Source organism: Enterococcus columbae DSM 7374 = ATCC 51263 (assembly GCF_000406925.1).
In the GTDB taxonomy this organism is placed as follows: Bacteria; Bacillota; Bacilli; order Lactobacillales; family Enterococcaceae; genus Enterococcus_E; species Enterococcus_E columbae.
Genome location: NZ_KE136347.1, coordinates 509,563 through 528,340, shown reverse-complemented (window position 1 = coordinate 528,340; position 18,778 = coordinate 509,563). Strand labels below are relative to the sequence as shown.

The 18,778-nt window shown below is 35.9% G+C and carries 11 protein-coding genes and 1 other annotated feature; of the genes, 3 read left to right on the top strand and 8 right to left on the bottom strand.

From position 1 onward, the window contains the following. Positions 1 to 8 precede the first annotated feature (8 nt). The 8 genes from RK02_RS02520 to RK02_RS02485 all read right to left on the bottom strand — a co-directional run bounded on the left by RK02_RS02520 (position 9) and on the right by RK02_RS02485 (position 15,611). A complete protein-coding gene (locus RK02_RS02520) occupies positions 9 to 1,442 on the bottom strand; it encodes an MFS transporter (RefSeq protein WP_016182669.1) in 1,434 nt (477 codons plus the stop codon). A gap of 288 nt (positions 1,443 to 1,730) precedes the next feature. Then, positions 1,731 to 4,151 (bottom strand): phenylalanine--tRNA ligase subunit beta, encoded by a 2,421-nt coding sequence (gene pheT, locus RK02_RS02515; protein ID WP_016182668.1) that lies wholly within the window; start codon positions 4,149 to 4,151, stop codon positions 1,731 to 1,733. Positions 4,152 to 4,157: 6 nt separating this feature from the next. Next, positions 4,158 to 5,201, bottom strand: a complete 1,044-nt coding sequence (pheS, locus tag RK02_RS02510; RefSeq protein ID WP_016182667.1) for a phenylalanine--tRNA ligase subunit alpha — start codon at positions 5,199 to 5,201, stop codon at positions 4,158 to 4,160. Between the two features lie 53 nt (positions 5,202 to 5,254). After that, positions 5,255 to 5,460, bottom strand: a binding site (T-box leader). 187 nt (positions 5,461 to 5,647) lie between these two features. After that, complete coding sequence (locus tag RK02_RS02505; RefSeq protein WP_016182666.1) at positions 5,648 to 6,430, bottom strand: Cof-type HAD-IIB family hydrolase; 783 nt, start codon at positions 6,428 to 6,430, stop codon at positions 5,648 to 5,650. 254 nt (positions 6,431 to 6,684) lie between these two features. Then, positions 6,685 to 7,245 carry a cysteine hydrolase family protein gene (locus tag RK02_RS02500; protein WP_016182665.1) on the bottom strand — a complete coding sequence of 187 codons (561 nt, stop codon included), beginning with the start codon at positions 7,243 to 7,245 and terminating at the stop codon, positions 6,685 to 6,687. Positions 7,246 to 7,265: 20 nt separating this feature from the next. Then, positions 7,266 to 8,207, bottom strand: a complete 942-nt coding sequence (locus RK02_RS02495; protein ID WP_016182664.1) for a DUF1002 domain-containing protein — start codon at positions 8,205 to 8,207, stop codon at positions 7,266 to 7,268. 137 nt (positions 8,208 to 8,344) lie between these two features. Beyond that, entirely contained in the window at positions 8,345 to 12,043 is a 3,699-nt protein-coding gene (gene addA / locus RK02_RS02490) for a helicase-exonuclease AddAB subunit AddA (RefSeq protein ID WP_016182663.1), read from the bottom strand. 1 nt (position 12,044) lies between these two features. Beyond that, positions 12,045 to 15,611: a PD-(D/E)XK nuclease family protein gene (locus RK02_RS02485; protein WP_016182662.1), complete on the bottom strand. Its 3,567-nt coding sequence runs from the start codon at positions 15,609 to 15,611 to the stop codon at positions 12,045 to 12,047. A gap of 189 nt (positions 15,612 to 15,800) precedes the next feature. Here RK02_RS02485 and RK02_RS02480 point away from each other — a divergent pair, with 189 nt between their 5' ends. From RK02_RS02480 to RK02_RS02470, 3 genes are all read left to right on the top strand, one after another. Then, positions 15,801 to 16,340, top strand: coding sequence for a DUF308 domain-containing protein (locus RK02_RS02480; RefSeq protein ID WP_016182661.1), 540 nt, complete (start codon positions 15,801 to 15,803; stop codon positions 16,338 to 16,340). A gap of 124 nt (positions 16,341 to 16,464) precedes the next feature. Next, positions 16,465 to 17,148: a YoaK family protein gene (locus RK02_RS02475; protein WP_016182660.1), complete on the top strand. Its 684-nt coding sequence runs from the start codon at positions 16,465 to 16,467 to the stop codon at positions 17,146 to 17,148. A gap of 156 nt (positions 17,149 to 17,304) precedes the next feature. Further along, positions 17,305 to 18,663: an ISL3 family transposase gene (locus RK02_RS02470; protein WP_016182232.1), complete on the top strand. Its 1,359-nt coding sequence runs from the start codon at positions 17,305 to 17,307 to the stop codon at positions 18,661 to 18,663. Positions 18,664 to 18,778: the final 115 nt, after the last annotated feature.

Below are 18,778 nucleotides of genomic sequence, written 5' to 3'. Positions count from 1 at the left end.
AGATAAGACTATTTGTTCCCTGAATAATTTTTCAGACGATAAATACTTAAAATTAAGGCGATAAAGCATAGTAAGAATGAGCCAAAGAAAGTAATCCGCATCCCATAGATAAAGATTTCTGGATGTTTATCTAAATAGGTAGTTACACGATAACCAGCATGCACACTCATCGCTTGATATAAGATGGTAGTGGCTAACGAAATCCCAATCACCATACCAATATTACGTGCAAAAGAGTTCAAGCTACCAGCTACTCCTAGATATTCTCGGCTTACACTGCTCATCACCATCGTATTATTTGGTGATTGGAATAATGAATTTCCTAAACCAACTAACGCTGTAATGACCACATATAACCAAATTGGTGTATCTAATCTTAAAAACATATAAAAAATTTGCGTAACTGACAAAATGGTCAACCCAGATAATACTAAGATTTTCGGCCCAATTTTATCTGTCAGATAGCCACTTAATGGCGAAGCAATCACCATTACCATCGGAAAGACCATCATCAATAAACCGGCAACACTTGGACTTAATTGACGTGCACGTTGCAGATAAAAAGGTACAACGACATTGATGAAAAAGTTTGATGAAAAAATTAAAGTTGCCGTAAGTAAACTCAAGCTAAAAGTCTTGTTTTTAAAAATTTGAAAAGTAATTAAAGGTAATTGAACACGCTTTTCAATCAATAAAAAGGCAACAAATGCGATAATTGAAAGGACAAATAAAACAAGTGGTAACTGATGCATAAATCCTGCTTCCTGACCAATAAAAATTGCGCCAAAAAAGCTCATAATAAAAAGTGCAAAGGCGATAAAGCCTAGGGTATCGATCTTTTGATGACTTTGATGGATATCTTTTGGTAACACCTTGCTTCCTAAAATAAACGTTGCAATCCCTACTGGTACATTAATCCAAAAGATATATGCCCAACTAAATTGTCCTAAAATTAAACCACCTAAGCCGGGACCTGCAATTGAACCTAAAGAGACAAAAGCACCGATTGAACCTAATGCACGACCTCTTTCATTCATTGGAAATACTTCTGTAATAATACCAGTATTGGATGCCATGGTCATACTCGCTCCAACAGCTTGTATCACCCTAGCGAATAATAAAAAAGCCAACGAATGATTAAATCCACACAAAAATGAACCTAAGATAAAAATAAACATTCCTAATCGAAAAACTTTAATTTTTCCCCAGCTATCACCTAATTTACCAAATAAAAGCAAACACGAACAAACGACCATTAAATAAATCGATACAATCCATTCTGCCTGATTCATCGGCACAGCAAGGTCATTTGAAATCGTTGGTAAGGCGATGTTCACAATACTTCCATCTAAAGTAGACATAAAGGTAAACATCGCAACCGCCACTAAAATAAGCCAGCGATTTTTTTGAACTTTTGGATCGTCTTGATAAGTATGAGCCATAAATTTTCCTCCTTTATAAATAATATCTGTTATACAATGTCATTAATCTCATTGATAAATATGACCTTAACGATTTTACAATAGTTTTTTATTATTGAAAAGCATTTCGATTACGCATTTACTTGTTTATTGCTATCTTTACTGATTTACTGAATTTCCTTCTTTTTTATCTATTTCCAGATAATAATTTTAATATTTATATTATGTAAACTAAAATTTGTAAACTACAAAAAACTATCCCCTGTCTAGATGGACTACACAGAGGATAGCAAAAAGATTAATTATTTTTTAACGAATCACTGCAGCTAACTGATCAGTTAAAGCTTGAACAACTTTTTTCATTGCACTGTTGACTTCTTCATCAGTTAAAGTTGCTTCAGCGTTGACAAAGGTTAATGAATAAGCCACTGATTTATAGCCAGCTTCAATATTCTTTCCTTGATAAACATCAAAAATCGTCACGTCATTTAAGAAACGACCTGCAGATGACTGAATGGTTTCCATGACTTCTTGATGACTAGTCTCTTCTTTGACTAACATCGCAATATCTCGAGACATAGATGGGAATTTAGAAACTGGTACAAAGACGAATTGGTTAAATGAAGCTTGAATCAACGCTTCTAAGTTTAATTCAGCAACATATGTCTCTGGTACCTCATAATTTTTGGCAATGGTTGGATGAACTTGGCCAATAAAACCAATTTTTTCGTCATCTAAATAAACAAAGGCGCTGCGTCCAGGATGTAAATCGGTTAATTCACTCGCTCTTTCATAACGAATTCGATTGTCAACGGACAACTCTGTAAATAATTGATCTAAAATGCCTTTTGCATAGAAATAATCAACTTTTTCAACTGAGGTTTGCCAATCTTTATTATTCCATTCGCCAGCAAGCGCAAAGGCTATGTGATTTTCTTCTAAAGGTAAGGCTTTTTTCGCATCGCCATTTTGATAGAATACACGACCCACTTCATATAAAGCGACTTGATTATTTCTGCGCGCTGTATTATAAGCAACATCATCAAGTAAGCCACTAATTAGATTCATACGTAAAACCGCACGTTCTTCAGTCATTGGCCAATCTAATTTTGTTACTTGACTGTCTTTAAAGGTAAATCGTTGCGCCTTTTCTTCTGTCGTTAAAGCATAGCTAATCGCCTCGTTTAGTCCATTGCCTTCTAATAAGCTACGAATTTTGCGAACCGCCTTTTGCTCAGCAGTCAGGCTACCAGCAACGGTTTGCCCACTTGGTAAGGTTGATGGTAAACGATTATAACCATAAATACGGGCCACTTCTTCAATTAAATCAGCAGCAATTTGAATATCCCAACGTCTTGGCGGCACACTCACTGTATATTTGCCGTCATTTTGTTGGAAGGTAAAACCTAAAGCCGTAAAAATTTCATCCACTTCAGCAAATGATAAACTAGTACCTAAATATTGATTAATTCTAGCTAAAGTAACGTCAACTAAAGTATCTTTAGCTGCTACACTACTTCCTACCACTGCTCCTTTTAAGACAGTTCCTTGGGCTAATTGCGCAATCATCGCTGCAGCAAAATCACAGGCTTGCCCCACAGTTGCTTGATTGATTCCTTTTTCAAAACGAGCAGAAGATTCACTACGTAGGTTAAAGGCTTTTGAGGCTTTACGAATCGCAATCGGATCAAATAGCGCTGCTTCAAGGGCTACTGTAGTGGTGGTTTCAACAATTTCTGAATCTAAGCCACCCATTACGCCAGCTAAAGCAACTGGTTCTTGCCCATTTGTGATAACAATTTGTTCTGGGCTTAATTCACGTACTTCACCATCTAAAGTCACTAAGCTTTCGCCATGGTGTGCACGGCGTACAACAATTTCTTGACTAGCTAAACGTTGATAATCAAAAGCATGTAAAGGTTGACCAAATAATAATAAGACATAATTGGTTACATCCACAACATTATTAATTGGTCGAATACCCGCATTCATCAAACGATTTTGTAACCATTGTGGACTTGGTGCAATTTTAACATCTTCAATAATCCGAATTTGATAAGCAGGTGCATCGGTAGTATCTTCAACCGTTACCTTAATTTGGTCACTTGCAAGCTTGCTGCTTTCAATCAAAGGCAGTTCCTTAAATTGTGGTGTTTGACGATAAATTGCGCCAACTTCATAAGCAACGCCTCGCATGCTTAGTGCATCCGCACGGTTTGGTGTAATTGACAATTCAATCAAAGCGTCATCCATATCTAAATATTTAAAGACAGGTTCACCAACAACTGCTTCTTCAGGTAAGTATTGAATGCCTTCAGCAAATTCTTTGGCAATCACATTATCTGCATAACCAATTTCTTGTAAGGAACAAATCATCCCATTTGAAACCTGACCACGCATTTTTCCTTTTTTAATTTTCACATTACCTGCAATTCTTGATCCAGGTAAAGCCACAATGACCTTGATACCCGCTTGAACATTTGGTGCCCCACAAACAATTTGTGATAACTCCTCTTCACCGATGTCAACTTGGCAAATGGATAGGTGATCAGAATCAGGATGTGGAATACATTCCTTTACTTCACCAACGACGATTTTTTTCAAACCATCCGCCTTTACTTCGATTCCTTCCACTTCAATCCCTGTCAAAGACATTTGATCAGCTAACTCTTTTGCTGAAATATTCGATAAGTCTAAGTATTCATTTAACCATTTATAAGATACGATCATCTTTACTTATTCCCCCTTAAATTGACTAATGAAACGTAAATCATTTAGATAGAAGTTACGGATATCATTAACCCCATATCGTAGCATCGCAATACGGTCTGGTCCTAAGCCAAATGCAAAGCCCGAATAAACTTCAGGATCAATGCCAGACATTTTCAATACATTTGGATGGACCATACCTGCACCTAAGATTTCAATCCAACCAGTGTGTTTACATACAGAGCAGCCTTCTCCTCCACACTTAAAACAGCTGACATCTACTTCAACACTTGGCTCAGTAAATGGGAAATAGCTTGGACGTAAGCGAATTTGACGTTCAGAACCAAACATCTTTTGCATGACTACTTCAAGCGTTCCTTTTAAATCGCCCATGGTCACATTTTTATCAATCACCAAGCCTTCAATTTGGTGGAATTGGTGACTATGTGTAGCATCGTCAGTATCACGACGGAACACTTTACCAGGAGAAATCATGCGTAATGGTCCTTTTGAAAAATCATGTTTTTCCATGGTACGTGCCTGTACAGGTGATGTATGGGTTCGGATAAGAATTTCATCAGAGATATAAAAAGTATCTTGCATATCACGAGCAGGATGATCCTTTGGTAAATTCATTCGTTCAAAGTTATAATGGTCTTGCTCTACTTCATAACCTTCAATCACTTGATACCCCATGCCGACAAAGATATCTTCAATCTCTTCAATGATTTGCGTTAACACATGACGAGTTCCTTGCTTCATCTGTTTACCAGGTAAAGTAATATCCAACGTTTCAGCTTCTAAGGCTGCTTGTAAGGCTGCTTGTTCTAAAATTGCCTTTTTTTCTTCGATTTTTTGGCTAATTAAATCGCGAATTTCATTGGCAAAACTACCCACTTTTGGTCGTTCTTCTGCCGTCAAATCCTTCATTCCTCGTAAAACTTCAGTAATTGGTCCTTTTTTCCCTAAAGTTTCTACGCGAATTTGATTCAAATGCGTTAATTCTTTAGTTGCTTCAATTTTAGCTAATGTCTCATGTTTTAGCGCTTCTAGCTTTTCCTGTAAAGACATGATATTCCTCCTCGATGATTCGTGCAATGAAATGAAAAAAAACTCGTCCCTAAAAAAGGAACGAGTTGTCGTGTTACCATCCTCATTCGTGATCAAACAATCACGCACTTAATTACATAACGGTTGTGTACCGACCAGTGATACTGGTAAGCTCCGGAAGTGAACTTCATCTTAATTGTCTGACCCCTGCTTTCAGTCTATGACAGGTCTCCCTTTTTTCAGAAAATTTAAGACTACTCTTTTCCATCATTGCCATTTGCTATTTAACTAATAGTTAGTTTACAAGAGTTTCCGGTAAATTGCAAGTAAGATTTCAAGGTTGATGCATTTGCTAAAACGTAGATTGGAGCCAATATAGCTGACTTGCTAAACAAAAATCTCCTAAATCATCCTTTAAGCAATCACCCTAAATGAAGTTATTCGATAAATGTATGCATATTTTTAACTTAAATCAAGCCTTTTTCTTTACAATAGTAATAAATACCATCTTCTGTGACGCTACCACAGACATCATCGGCAATATTTTTGATCTCATCTAAGGCATTTCCCATCGCAATACCATGACCCACTGCTTGAAGCATTTCAATATCATTGCCCCCATCACCAAATGCCATCGCCTGCATTCGATCAAACCCATAGTGAGCAAGGACTTTTTCGACACCTACGCCTTTGCCTCCATCTTTAGGAATGACATCAAATGCTCTATCCCACCAAGCAGTGATTGCCGCAGCTTTTACATCTTTTAACATCGCTGGGTATTCTTCTTTTCTACCACTAATCATCATTTGAAAGACTTCCTCTTGGTCGATTACCTGTTCAAAATGAGCATCTACTTCCACTTTAAAGCCACCTACCCCATAATAAGCAACTAAATCTTCATCAATACTATTGGCTAGTGTGCGATCTTTAGTCGCTACAGACAAGGCACGATTTAATTGGCGTGCATTATGAACCATTTGTTTTACATCGCTTTTAAGCAAAGCATTTTTATGTACAACCTTTTGTTCTTTGGTATAACAATATGAACCATTGAAGGTTAAAAACGCATCAAAATCAACATTATCAAAATGAGGCAATTGAATCGGTGGTCGACCACTTGCTAAGCAAATTTTGATCCCTTTTTCCTGTAATTGTTGCAAAGCAAGTAATGTTTTTTGCGTAATTTGTTTACGATTCATATCAATGAGTGTGCCATCAATATCGAAAAAAATAATTTTTATTTCAGACATATCTTTTTTCAATCCCTTACACCTATAGTTTTACATCTATTAGTATAACATACTCTATTCCGTAAAAGGAGAGTATGACTAGCATTTCTATTAAATCAGCAAATTCAACATATTTCCGCTTTAGAAAAACACTTCTAGTAAAATCGGCATTTTCACGTACTCATTAACAAAAAAAAACGACTGTTCAGCTGCTATAGATTTTAGATTGGAAAAATCCATCATGTAGCAAACAGTCGCTTGAATGAATCGCTATTTTAAAGCTGATTATTACTAGACGCAAAATAATTTAAAAATTGTTCGGTAGTCATAATTTGGGCAAACTCCTCATTTAAGGCAGCTAAATGACATTGATGAATAGTCTCGGCATCTAGCCAATGGCCATTTACATCCTGTAAGGCATAGCTAGCAGTGGCGTCACTAATAACGGTTGTCCGAAAGCCCAAATTACCAGCCATCCGAGCCGTGGTTGAAACACAATGAGGTAGTGTAAGCCCCACAAGGATTAATTCATTGATTTTCTGCTTTTTCAAATAATCTGCTAAATCAGTGCCGATAAAAGCACTATTTACCTGCTTTTGAAAAACTATCTCATCTTCTAAAGGTGAAAAATCCGTCATAAATGCATACCCTTGTGGATAATAAAAGGCTGAGCTTGGATCTAAGCTGACATGCTGAATATGAATGATTGATTCATGCTTTTGGCGAAAAGCCGAAAGTAACTGTTGAATCTTTTTTTCTGCCTGTAAATTATTTCTTGGTGGGCGTTTGGTAGCTAAAAAGCCTTGCTCCATATCAATAACTAGTAATGCTTTCATTTCAATTTCCTCTTGATTTCTTAATTACTGCTTGTCGATTCGCTAGTTTCAGTTGATGAGCCAAATAATGATTGAATCGATTGCCAGATATTACTAAAAAATTGTTGAATTTTCGCCCATAGACCTTGAGATTTGGCTTCCAACTGATTTTTGATATCAGATAGATTCATTTCTTGGCTTAACTTATCAAATATATTTTTATTATTTAACATCGTCAACAATTCAATCAATTGATTGATTTGGTCTTTTGTTAAAATATTATTCAAGCCTTGATTTTCCAAAGCAGTGTTAACCGCTTCAGTAACTACTGCTTGATTAATCTTTTGCCCTTCACTAGCAGCTTTAGCTAATAATTCTTTAGCCTCTTCTTGTGCAGCATTTAATTTTTCATCAGAATAACCCTCGACATTTTGATTTTCGTTAGTTATTTCATTTAGCACTTGCATTTCTTGTTGCGCTGCTTGTGTTCTTGTTGAATCAACCGTTCCTCCAGCTTCTTCCACAATTTTATACACCCCAGCTAATGCCCCAGAGCCATCAATTGGAATCACTGAGGCTACTGTGATTTTGGCATCGGTAATCCCGGCTGTTTGTGCAGCGTTTTTGTATTGATCTGCTGTTATAGAAGTAATGTTACTTGGTGTAGCAATCTCAACTTCAATGCCACTATTTTTAGCCTTTGTTTCTAAATGTACCGATGAAAAGACTTGCCAATTAGCATTAAAATCCGTTTTCGAAATATATTTCATTAAATCATTGCCATCAGTAGTATAAATGGGTACTTCTTTGACTTGGCCTAACGAAGATAAGGTTTGTTGCTTTTGCTCTTGTGTTAGTGCATTACCAAGTGCAATGGCATTAATATTGCTGGGTACTGAACTATCCGTTTCCTCAGCCCAAACCTTTGTACTAGCAAGGCCAACTATCAGTAAAGCTAAACCCGTAATAATGAATTTTTTCATAAATGATAACCTTCCTTTATTCTCACATATGTTAGTTATACATGATTCAAAAAACAAAAGTCAGCCTTTTGTCAAATTTTTCAAAGAATCTTAACAAAAGACTGAACATATTTATATCAAATCGTTACTTCAAAAGTCTAACAGGAAATGATTTTTTGGTGATTTAATAAAACCAAATAGACCTCTTTAACAGGTAAGTTATAAGCTTCTTGAAGCGCCTGTGCATAGAGTTTAAGTTGTCCGTAATAACGTTTTTTTGCTTGTTGAGCTACTTCATTCTTATCTGGAAAATAATCGGTTTTAAAATCAAAAAGGACAATCGCTTCATCTTCAATAAAAAAGCCATCTATCACACCATGAATCAATACCGAGGCATCTTGTTCGGTAAACTCTTCAAATATCTGGCTAGCCTCTCTAAGCATAGCAAAAGGCACTTCGCGTTTTAACTCATTCGTATGCTCAAGCATTCTTTGGCCTAAGTCTGATGCTAAAAACCACAAAATGTGCTCAAAACGCAACTGTGACACAATTTCATTAGTGAAAACGCCTTGATCGACCAGTTTATTAGTAAAGTCTTTTAAAAAACTTTCGTCAATCTTTTGATTTAATGGTAGTAACTGTAGTAATTTATGCGTCGCTGTACCAATTTCAGCTCCTGAAAAAAGTTTTTTTGGAGTTTTTTGGTTGAATTTTGGTTTTGCTAACTCATCACTCACAAAACGTAATGCCTGTTTTTGTTCTTGCTGCCAGCGATCTTGCCAAACCAATTTATTTAAATGCTGTTCATCTGGATCTTCATACATCCGTTTTAATTCTGAAACCGATTGATAATTAGCCGTCATTGTCGAGCGAATATATGGATATTGATATGCTAAACGATGTTTTAACTGAGCGATATCTTCCGTTTGCATCGCTGCACCTTCGTCCTCAGCCGCTGACAAATCAGCTGAGCGATCGATATCCATTTGTGCAGTTAATTCTTCATCAGTAAACCAGATAATCTTAAAATTCGCTGGATGATCCATCGTTTTATGACGCTCAATCGCTTCATCAAAATACTGTGACGTTTGTGGATGACGAATTAAACAATATCCTAGCCAGTTTAAGAAATTCCCACTTTTACTCAAACGTAAATTCGCACTCAAAACTTGTTCTTCTTGTGCTAAAGCCTTGCGCCACTCTTTTAACGCTTGTTCTTTGCTCGCGTAAGTACCAACTAAATACAGCTTTTGTTCAGCGCGCGTCAAGGCAACATAGAGCTTGCGCATTTCCTCAGATAACATTTTTTGTAATTTTATCTGTTTGATAACCACATAGGGTAAACTTGGATATTGCACATACTCATTGTCACGATATTTTATACCGGCACCTAAATGCTCATCTAATACATAGCGATCATGAATATCTTTATAGTTAAAGCGTTTCGCTAAATCTACCACAAATACAATTGGAAATTCTAAACCTTTACTAGCATGAATCGTCATGACTCTAACTGCATCTTCTTGAATCTCACTTACTGGTTTGGCTAAATCATTGGCTTTTTCTTGCATTTTTTGAATAAAGCGAACAAATTGATAAACGCCTTTAAAACTACTTTGCTCATAGGCTTGTGCTCGATTGATAAAGGCCAATAGATTGGTTTGTCTTTGTAAACCAGAGGCCATGCCCCCTACATAATCTAAAAAGCCTGTTTCATCATAGATTGCCCACAATAAGGTTTCAATTGAATCGGTCCGGGCCATTTTACGCCAACGTTTTAGTCGCTCAACAAAGGTCTGAATTTTTTCACTAAACGTAAAGCGATAACTCAACGCTTCAATTAACGCCTCATAAAAATAATCTGATTTTGTAACTAAACGAATTTGGGCTAAATCTTGTTCATTTAGTCCAACCATTGGTGATCTTAAAACAGCTGCTAACGGTATATCTTGAAGTGGGTTATCAATCACTTGTAGTAAAGCTAAAATTAATTGAACCTCGGTCGCTTGAAAATAATTTTGTGCATCGGCTAACTCGACTGGAATTTTTAATTGGGCAAATAAATCAATTAAGGTTAAATGATTTTTGCGAGTCGGTGTTAATATGACAAAGTCTCGATAGGTAACCGGACGATTTTTTTGTAATTTTTTATCATAGATTTGATAGCCAGTATCGATTAAATCACGAATTTTTTTGGCTACAATCATTAATTCTCCTTGGGCTTTGGTATCAATCGTCCACTCAGAAGATTCCTCTTCTAAACTAACCTGATCATTTAAGTAGAGTAATAATTCTGTATCAAATTGATCACTTGCTGGAAAATTTGGAAATCCATGCTTTAATTGTGCCGCTTCATCATAGGCAATTTGACCAACTTTTTCATCCATTAATTGTTCAAAAATAAAGTTGGTGAAATCTAAGACTTCTTTTCTAGAACGAAAATTTTCTGCCAAAATAATTCGTCGCCCATTTTCATTTTTTCCAAATTGTAAATATTTTTCAATAAAAAGAGTTGGATCGGCCTGTCTAAAGGCATAAATCGATTGCTTAACATCGCCTACCATGAAAGTATTTCCAGGTTGCGTTGGCTTACTTACCCAATAAAGGATTGCTTCTTGTAGCCGATTCACATCCTGATATTCATCAATTAATACTTCATCAAAGGTATTTCGGTAATACTCACTTGCAACCGACCTTTCATTTTCGCCAACCAATATAGCTAAAGCATAATGTTCTAAGTCATTGAAATCCAACACACTTTTTTCTAGCTTCAGTTGGTTGAAGGCTTGAATAAATTGCTTGGTTAATTCAGCTGCTTCTTGAACAATTGGTTGACATTGAGCTAATAGCTGTAAGGTTTCTTCTGGCGAAAACATCCATAATTCCTTGAGTAGCTCAATATTTTCTTTAGCTGATTCCCGATAGATTTTGGCTTGAACTGAAAACGCACTTTCCTCATTATCAGAACGCACCGAGGGATAGCGTTTAAAGCTCAGCTGTTGAATCAATTCATAAGCCGTCTCAACCTGCTGCGTTTCTAAAGCTGAAACAATGGCTGATACTTGCATCTGATCATCAGCTAAGCATTCCTGTACCTTAACAAGAGAAGTCGGTTGTACAATTGATTGGGCCAGCGTTAAATAATTTTGCATTTCTTTTAAAACATCGAGTAACATTGGCTGTAAATATTCTTTAAAAATAGGTTGACTGGCCAATGAGGAAGATGTTGCATAGCTTTTTACTAAATTTGCTAACCACTTATTAGGGTGGGCATTTGCTCTTGAAAAGCGATATAACCCCATAATTAATTCGGTGATTCCTTCATCTGAGCGATCATTAGCAAAGGCTTCTGCTAATTGATAAAAACGAGGATCCTCACTAGCGTATTTCTCCTCTAGTAGATTTTGCCAGGATTCTTCCATCAATAATGCTTTTTCTGTTTCATCACTTAACAGGCGAAAATTCGGATCTAAATCAATTAAGTAATAATATTTCCGAATAACCGATAAACAAAAAGAATGCAAGGTTGAAATTTGCGCAGCTGGTAATTTCATCAGCTGGGCTAAATAATGTTGTCGGCGAACTTCATCGGTCTCATGATTGATGGCTTTTTGCAAGGCCTCGTGAAGGCGTTCTTTCATTTCATTGGCCGCGGCCTCGGTAAAAGTCACAATTAGCATGCGATCGATTGCTTGCCCACGATTTAACGCTTCAATGACACGTCTTACAAGGACCGTGGTCTTTCCTGAACCAGCAGATGCCGAAACTAATAAATTATCTTCACCATCAAATATGGCCTGCCATTGCGTATCTGTAAAGCGTTCATTGGCTGGTTTTAATGGAATCTCTTTTACCAAATTACTCTCCTCCCTTATTAAATAAGGTTTGCTTATCTATTTTTTCGATTCGACGATATTGATTTTCTTTTAGCAAAACATCAAATTGACATACGCTTCTAAACGGACAAGTGCTACAAGCCCGTACTTCACTAGTTGCTTTATAATATGGATTAATCTTTAATTTTCCTTGATACAATGTTTCGCCGGCCTTGCGCATGTTCTCTTCATTTATTTTGATTAAGGCTTTGATTTCATCCTGTGTATAAAAGCGATTTTCATTACGCGGCTTCTTTGTATAATTGCCATCCTTATTGACTTGAACAGGAAAAACAAGGGATTGCTGTTTTTCAGATAAAGTTGGATCCATGATATCAAAATATTGATGTTCATCTAAAAATAGCCCTGAATAGCGATATTTTTTTATGATATCTTCCATGCTATCTGTACGATTCAAATTAGGTCGATAAACATGTAGATAATAGGCCCCAAGTGGGATAACCTTCTTTTCATCGTGACTGAAACTTGTAGCGACATACTTAATCGCAACATCTAAATACGTAATTAGCTGCATCGCCAATCCTGCATAAAAATCAGTTAAATCAAATTGCTTATTGCCTGATTTATAATCAATTACACTCAAGAAATATTGATCTTCATGTTGGAATAAATCCAAACGGTCAATTTTTCCACGTAAATGAATCTGATGATTATCAGCCAAGGAAATATCAATACTATCAATCCCTTTTTCCCCCGCCAAGCTACCAAAAAGTATTTCCGTAAATTGGGGCGCTAGCTTGGTTCGATTGCTTTGATGTTGAATCACCCAAAACATTTGACTCAGCGTTTTTTCTAGTTGTTGTCTAATAAAAGCCATGCGTTTAGAACGACTCAACAGTCGATAACGTGGTTCGGTCAGTAATTCAATGAAAATCTGCTCAATGATTTCCTGACGCTGTTGATCAGCAAGCTCATGAAAATCAATTTGCTGATCAATAACGTACTGAATCACTCTTTCTAAAGCATCATGGAAATAGGTGCCTGTTAAAGCGGCATCTAAACGTAAACGCTCCCTTTCACGCAAACGTAGGCCGTAGTTAAGAAAATAACGATATTGACACTGATAAAACGTCTCTAGCGATGAAATAGAACTATATAATTCTTTACCGTATAACTGTTCAGCAAGCTGGGGTGCTAACTCACTGGCTTCATTTTTATGCGCTAAACTCGTAAAAATCTGTCTAGCAAGCTGCGCTTCACTAGATTGCATTAATTCCTGTTCTAATAACAGCCATTGTGGAGATAACGCTTGTTTTTCGTCTTGAGTCAAGCGTTTTAATAAGGTTAATTGGCGAATTAATCCACGCATGCTTACCAAATAATTATCTGGCGTGCTATCAGCTTGTAGACTTTGCTGTAATTCAAAATGCAGCTGAGCTTGTTTGGTCAATCTAGTCAAATAAGGAGAAGCTTTAAAATTTTGCTTATCATCAATATTTAAAGGATAAGATAAATATAACTGCTCACTTGCTGACAAAAAGGCGCTATAAGCAATGAAATTTTCTTTTAAGCTCTGAAAGGTCGTTGCTTGCTTTAACTCCTGGCCAGCCTTTAACACCGTTTGTAAGATAAGACGATCTTCATTAGAAAACAGCGAATGATTATCAAACTTTCTAGGAAAGGCTCCCTCTGTTAACCCTAAAATAAAGCTAACCTTTGCTTGTCTTGGACGCACCAACTCTAGACGATTAATCTGAATTTGATCAATGGTTGAAGGTAATTGACTAAATTGATAATTTTCAATTGCACTAAATAGAATCGCTTCAAATAAGGAGAAATCAAATTTTTCTAACGCATATAATTCATGAAATTGATCAAAAATATCCATCATTGCCTGCCAAGTTTGTTCATGCAAACGTGCCTTAGTTAAGTCGTTTTCTTGAATCGCTTGATCTCGCCAATATTTCAGTTCATTTTCAACTCCACTAGACACTAGCCAATCATACAAGCGCTCAATCATTTCGCCAAAGGTTGTTACTTGATTGATTGCTTGTATAAAGCAAACCACATGATTGTAGAAGGCTTGACGAAGCTGATTCATTTGGCTTTCTTTCATCTTTAAAGCCTCATCTTTATCTCTAAGTGTATCTGTATAAATTAATTCCCAATCGGTATCTATTGCCCAATCTGAACCTTGAAACTGATAACTTAACACAACATTTTCTAAAACATCCACTTGGCGACGGAATTGTTCACGGTAAAGCTCATCGTCTTCAGGAAGATCAAATAAACCTTTGGGAATGAATAATTCTGTTTTGAAAAAATGCATGACATCATTGGATTTAAAATAATATTTTTTAAAAGCAAATAAATTTTTCAACAAATCGACTAAAGGATGATTGAGCATTTGCTTGGGCGTATCTAGATAAAACGGCAACTCCGCCTCATTGAACACATATTGAATATATGGACGATAACGATCCATATCAGGTAACAACAGCTGAATATCGCGCAAACGTAAATCTGGCTGCTTCATGAGTAATTGTTTAATCGTAACGGCAGTTTTTCGCAATTCTTCTTGAGGATTTTCAATTTTCCATAAATGCAAATGTTCACTTAGCTGCTGCTGCTCTTTACCAACTAATTGTTCTTTTTCATCTAACCAAATACGTTCAATGAATGGCAACCACGTATTCTCTTCACTTTTTATTTTCTTATCCAGATAGACGGGTAGCTTGTTCTCTTTTGCGATGCTTAATAATTTTTGATACGTTTGGCTACTTGGATAAAATACATCTAAAGGCGCATAACTTTTTTTCGGGTTATCAAGTATAATATCTATAGCAACATTCGATTGTTGAATCAGTTGCGTTAAAATTTGATATTCTTCACCGGAAAATTCAGAAAAACCGGTAACGATAAACAAAGTATTCGCCAAGCGATTCTTTAGCTCTGTTTTATAATAATCAAAAAGCACATCTGACGTATCTACTTGATTTAGTAACGTTAATACCTCTAAAAATTGTTGGTGGACTGATTGATTGGGATACGCTAAGGCTACCATTTTATCATTAAAAGCTTGATAAATTAGCGTTAGTTCATGTAATTTGGTTGTTAAATCAGTATTTTGAGCAATATTTTCCTGCGTTTTTGCAAGTAACTGCTCAAGTGTTAGCTGGCCTGTTTCTAATTCATGAAATAAATCGAGTAATTGTTGAATAAAACCTCTTTGTTCGATTTCTCCACGATACATTTGTAAATTTTCTTTTTGCTCCAATAATACTTGGCGCAAAATCATTTCTTTTCCCACAGGATTTAGCGGTTGATGAAAAGCAAGCGGAAGATTTTGTAAATAAAACCAACTTAAACGTTGAAAACTAAAGATTTGCAGCTGGAAACTACTAAATGATTCACTTTGTTCAAGCTTTTGATAGTTTTTTAAAATTTCTAGTTCTCTTTCAAATTTATTATAATTCGGCACAATAAAGATGACTTGTCGACTTTTATCGTTAAGCCAGTTTCTGGCCTCATTTAATAAATGGGGTAAGTGATTGACACTACCTAGACCATAATGAAATTGTAAGGGCATCGTTTCTTCCCACCTAACTTTGATTATTTTTATCGCAAGCTAATTCTAACATAGTTTGACACTTGTTGCTTGTAAATTTAACCGGAATTATTACGCTTTTATTCTTATATACGCTATAATATAGGTGAATATTTTTTACATGCGTTAAAAATTAATGAAAAAAATCCATCATAAAGGAGCAGAAAAATTATGAATCAACTACTACGCACCATTCAGTCCAACCAACTTGTTTTAGGACTGGTCTATATTATCTTAGGCATACCGGTAGCCTTAAAACCCAACCGATCGTTTACGATATTTATTTCAATTCTTGCGTTCATCTTATTACTTTACGGATTACAATTTATCCTTCGTTCTTATCAATTTAAACGTAAAATGGGGTATTACGATAGTCGAATGATGTTTGGGATCACACTTTTAATCGCCGCAGCCATCGTCTACTTTTTATCCAGAGCATTATTATCAATTTTTCCAATCATTATCGGCATCGGTATTTTAATTTCAGGAATTAGTCAATTAATGATGCGTTTAAATCAATCCACCATCCAAGGCAGACCTTGGTTTGGGATTATGCTAAGTATTTTGATTATTATTGGTGGTTTAATCATTTTGTTAAATCCATTTAGTAGTGTCCTTGCCATTTTACAGTTTGGCGGATTAATCCTTATCGTTCTAGGTATTCAATCTATCATCAACTATTTCCGCCTACGTAATCGTAAGGTCTTCTAATTTACCCATTGAGCTAGCTTACCCTAATGATAAGCTAGTTCTTTTTTCATTTAATATTGAAATTTTTATGAAAATAACCTATGCTTATCCATGTAAAGAATTTTATGCAAGGAGATAATTAATTATGCCTAGCGATTTCCACGAGCATCGTTTTGTCGGTTTATTACTTACCTTTATCGGTGGGGGCATTGATGCATTTACTTACTTTCATTTTAATACCTTTGCGGCCACACAAACTGGTAACTTAGTCTTGGCAATCATTGATGGAGTAAAAGGCGAATACACCTTGGTTGGTGAAAAATTACTTTCAACCCTCTTCTTCTTTTTAGGCATTGTCCTAACTAAATATCTCATCACCTATTTTCGTAAAAATCATCATCCGTTTTGGCGATTAGGAATTATTTATTTTGAATGTTTTGCTTTTTTATTGCTCGCTCTAACCATTCATCTATTACCAGTTACCTTGATTACGATCATCATTTCTTTTTGTACAGCCATGCAGTGGTGTAGCTTTGAAAAAATTAATGGCATTAATTATACCAGTATCATGACTACCGGTAATCTTAAATCTATGGCGACAAATCTATTTGATTATTTAGAAACGAAGGAAAAACAAAAATTACAGCTATTTTTCCACTATTTTTATGTTGTCTTATCCTTTTTTGCAGGTGCCTTCTGTGTTGCCTTTTTAAGTCAACATTTTGACTTTTTCTCCCTGTACTGGATTGTCGTTTTGTTTGTTTGGCTAGCCTTTAGCCAAAGTATTTATCGCTATAAATACAAAAAAGCTTTAAAAAAGATGCAATAAGCGATTAAAAAGGGGCTGACTTTGGTTCTATGATATTTAGTGTTGTTACTCAAATTGAGGATAACGCTGAATATCTTTTTTTGTTTGAAACAATAGAAAAAGACATCTGTTTCCTCTATAATTAAGTCGACCAAAACCATTAAGGAGTGAAACATGATGTCTTTCTTACATAATATCAAAAAAACTTGTGCAAGTACAACGAATCTTATCAAAAATATCCTAAATATTAAGGATAAACATATTACTTTTCCTGCTTATGCTTACGCATTTTCTGACGAGAAGGTCCATGGCGTGTTTTCTAAAGTCTTTTCTGGTTTGCTTTCCTACCCTGAAAATCCCCATTGTTGTTCTTCTTGTGGAAAGTCAGGTACGGTTATTAAGCATACGCCTAAAGCTAGTTTGATTCAAATGATTCCTTATCAAAATGTGCCGACCTACCTGCGTTTATACAAGCAACGTTATCGTTGTAAAGCGTGCGGACAAACGTTTTCCGCTACGACAAACATCGTTGATGAACGTTGCTATCTTTCAAATGCATTGAAATTCGCTATCCTACATGATTTGAAGCAAAAATGTGCAATGACGGATATCGCCAAGCGCTATTTTGTCTCGCCTAAATCAGTTGAACGAATCTTAAAGTCTTACTCTTATGAGCTAAATCCTTACCATATGCAACTACCAGAATGCCTGCTCATTGATGAATTCAAAGGAACGAGCGATTGTAACGGGAAAATGTGCTTTATTTTAAGTGATGGACAATCCGGGAAAATCATTGATATTTTAGACGATCGCAGAAATTTCGTAATTAAAGACTTTTTTCTACGTTTTAGTTTGGAAAGTCGAAATCGTGTCAAATATGTGGTCATGGATATGAATGCCGCTTATCCTTATGTCATTAAAGAAGTATTGCCCAATGCATCAATTGTCATTGATCGTTTCCATATTATCCAACAACTCACTCGAGCGTTGAATAAAAAAAGAATTCAAGTGATGAAAGCATTGCGCTATAAAAATCAACGTGCTTACAATAAATTCAAACGCTATTGGAAGTTGCTTTTAATGCCTGAAGATCACTTAAACTTTGAGAAATATGTACAATATCCCTTATTCGATCGAAGATATGTGACACAGACTGAGGTGGTGGATACGTTACTTAGTTTTGATGATGCATTCAGACAGTGTTACCAGATTTATCAAGAGCTACTTGCTTGTTTTCATCAAAAGCAGCTAGACGAATTCTTCCATATTCTTCACACGCTACCTGAAGACTTAGATATAGCCTTTAAAAAATCGCTGAAATATTTAATCAAACATACACACGCTATAAAAAATGCGATACAATCCCCTTACTCCAACGGAAAATTAGAAGGGAAAAACAATTTAATCAAGGTCTTTCAGCGAGTGGCTTTTGGATTTAGAAACTTTAGTAATATGCGAAGAAGAATCTTTTTATACGAAGAAAATTGGCATACAAAACAACCAACTAAAAGAAATTGTGGGGAGAAATCCGCCTAAATCTCTTTCTCAATCAGACTGCTATTGTAACAGGCGAGCTTTCGCTTGTGCAAGGGCTTTGCAAGTGACCGATCTTCGTCTCGGTCACCCTTGCACGCTTAGCTGCCTGTTTGAC

What these genes read in the sequence shown, in the direction of transcription:
- RK02_RS02495 (WP_016182664.1), bottom strand. Translation starts at nt 8,207, where the DNA reads ATGAAAAAATTCATTATTACGGGTTTAGCTTTACTGATAGTTGGCCTT.
- RK02_RS02520 (WP_016182669.1), bottom strand. Translation starts at nt 1,442, where the DNA reads ATGGCTCATACTTATCAAGACGATCCAAAAGTTCAAAAAAATCGCTGG.
- RK02_RS02505 (WP_016182666.1), bottom strand. Translation starts at nt 6,430, where the DNA reads ATGTCTGAAATAAAAATTATTTTTTTCGATATTGATGGCACACTCATT.
- RK02_RS02470 (WP_016182232.1), top strand. Translation starts at nt 17,305, where the DNA reads ATGTCTTTCTTACATAATATCAAAAAAACTTGTGCAAGTACAACGAAT.
- pheT (WP_016182668.1), bottom strand. Translation starts at nt 4,151, where the DNA reads ATGATCGTATCTTATAAATGGTTAAATGAATACTTAGACTTATCGAAT.
- RK02_RS02480 (WP_016182661.1), top strand. Translation starts at nt 15,801, where the DNA reads ATGAATCAACTACTACGCACCATTCAGTCCAACCAACTTGTTTTAGGA.
- RK02_RS02475 (WP_016182660.1), top strand. Translation starts at nt 16,465, where the DNA reads ATGCCTAGCGATTTCCACGAGCATCGTTTTGTCGGTTTATTACTTACC.
- pheS (WP_016182667.1), bottom strand. Translation starts at nt 5,201, where the DNA reads ATGTCTTTACAGGAAAAGCTAGAAGCGCTAAAACATGAGACATTAGCT.
- RK02_RS02485 (WP_016182662.1), bottom strand. Translation starts at nt 15,611, where the DNA reads ATGCCCTTACAATTTCATTATGGTCTAGGTAGTGTCAATCACTTACCC.
- RK02_RS02500 (WP_016182665.1), bottom strand. Translation starts at nt 7,245, where the DNA reads ATGAAAGCATTACTAGTTATTGATATGGAGCAAGGCTTTTTAGCTACC.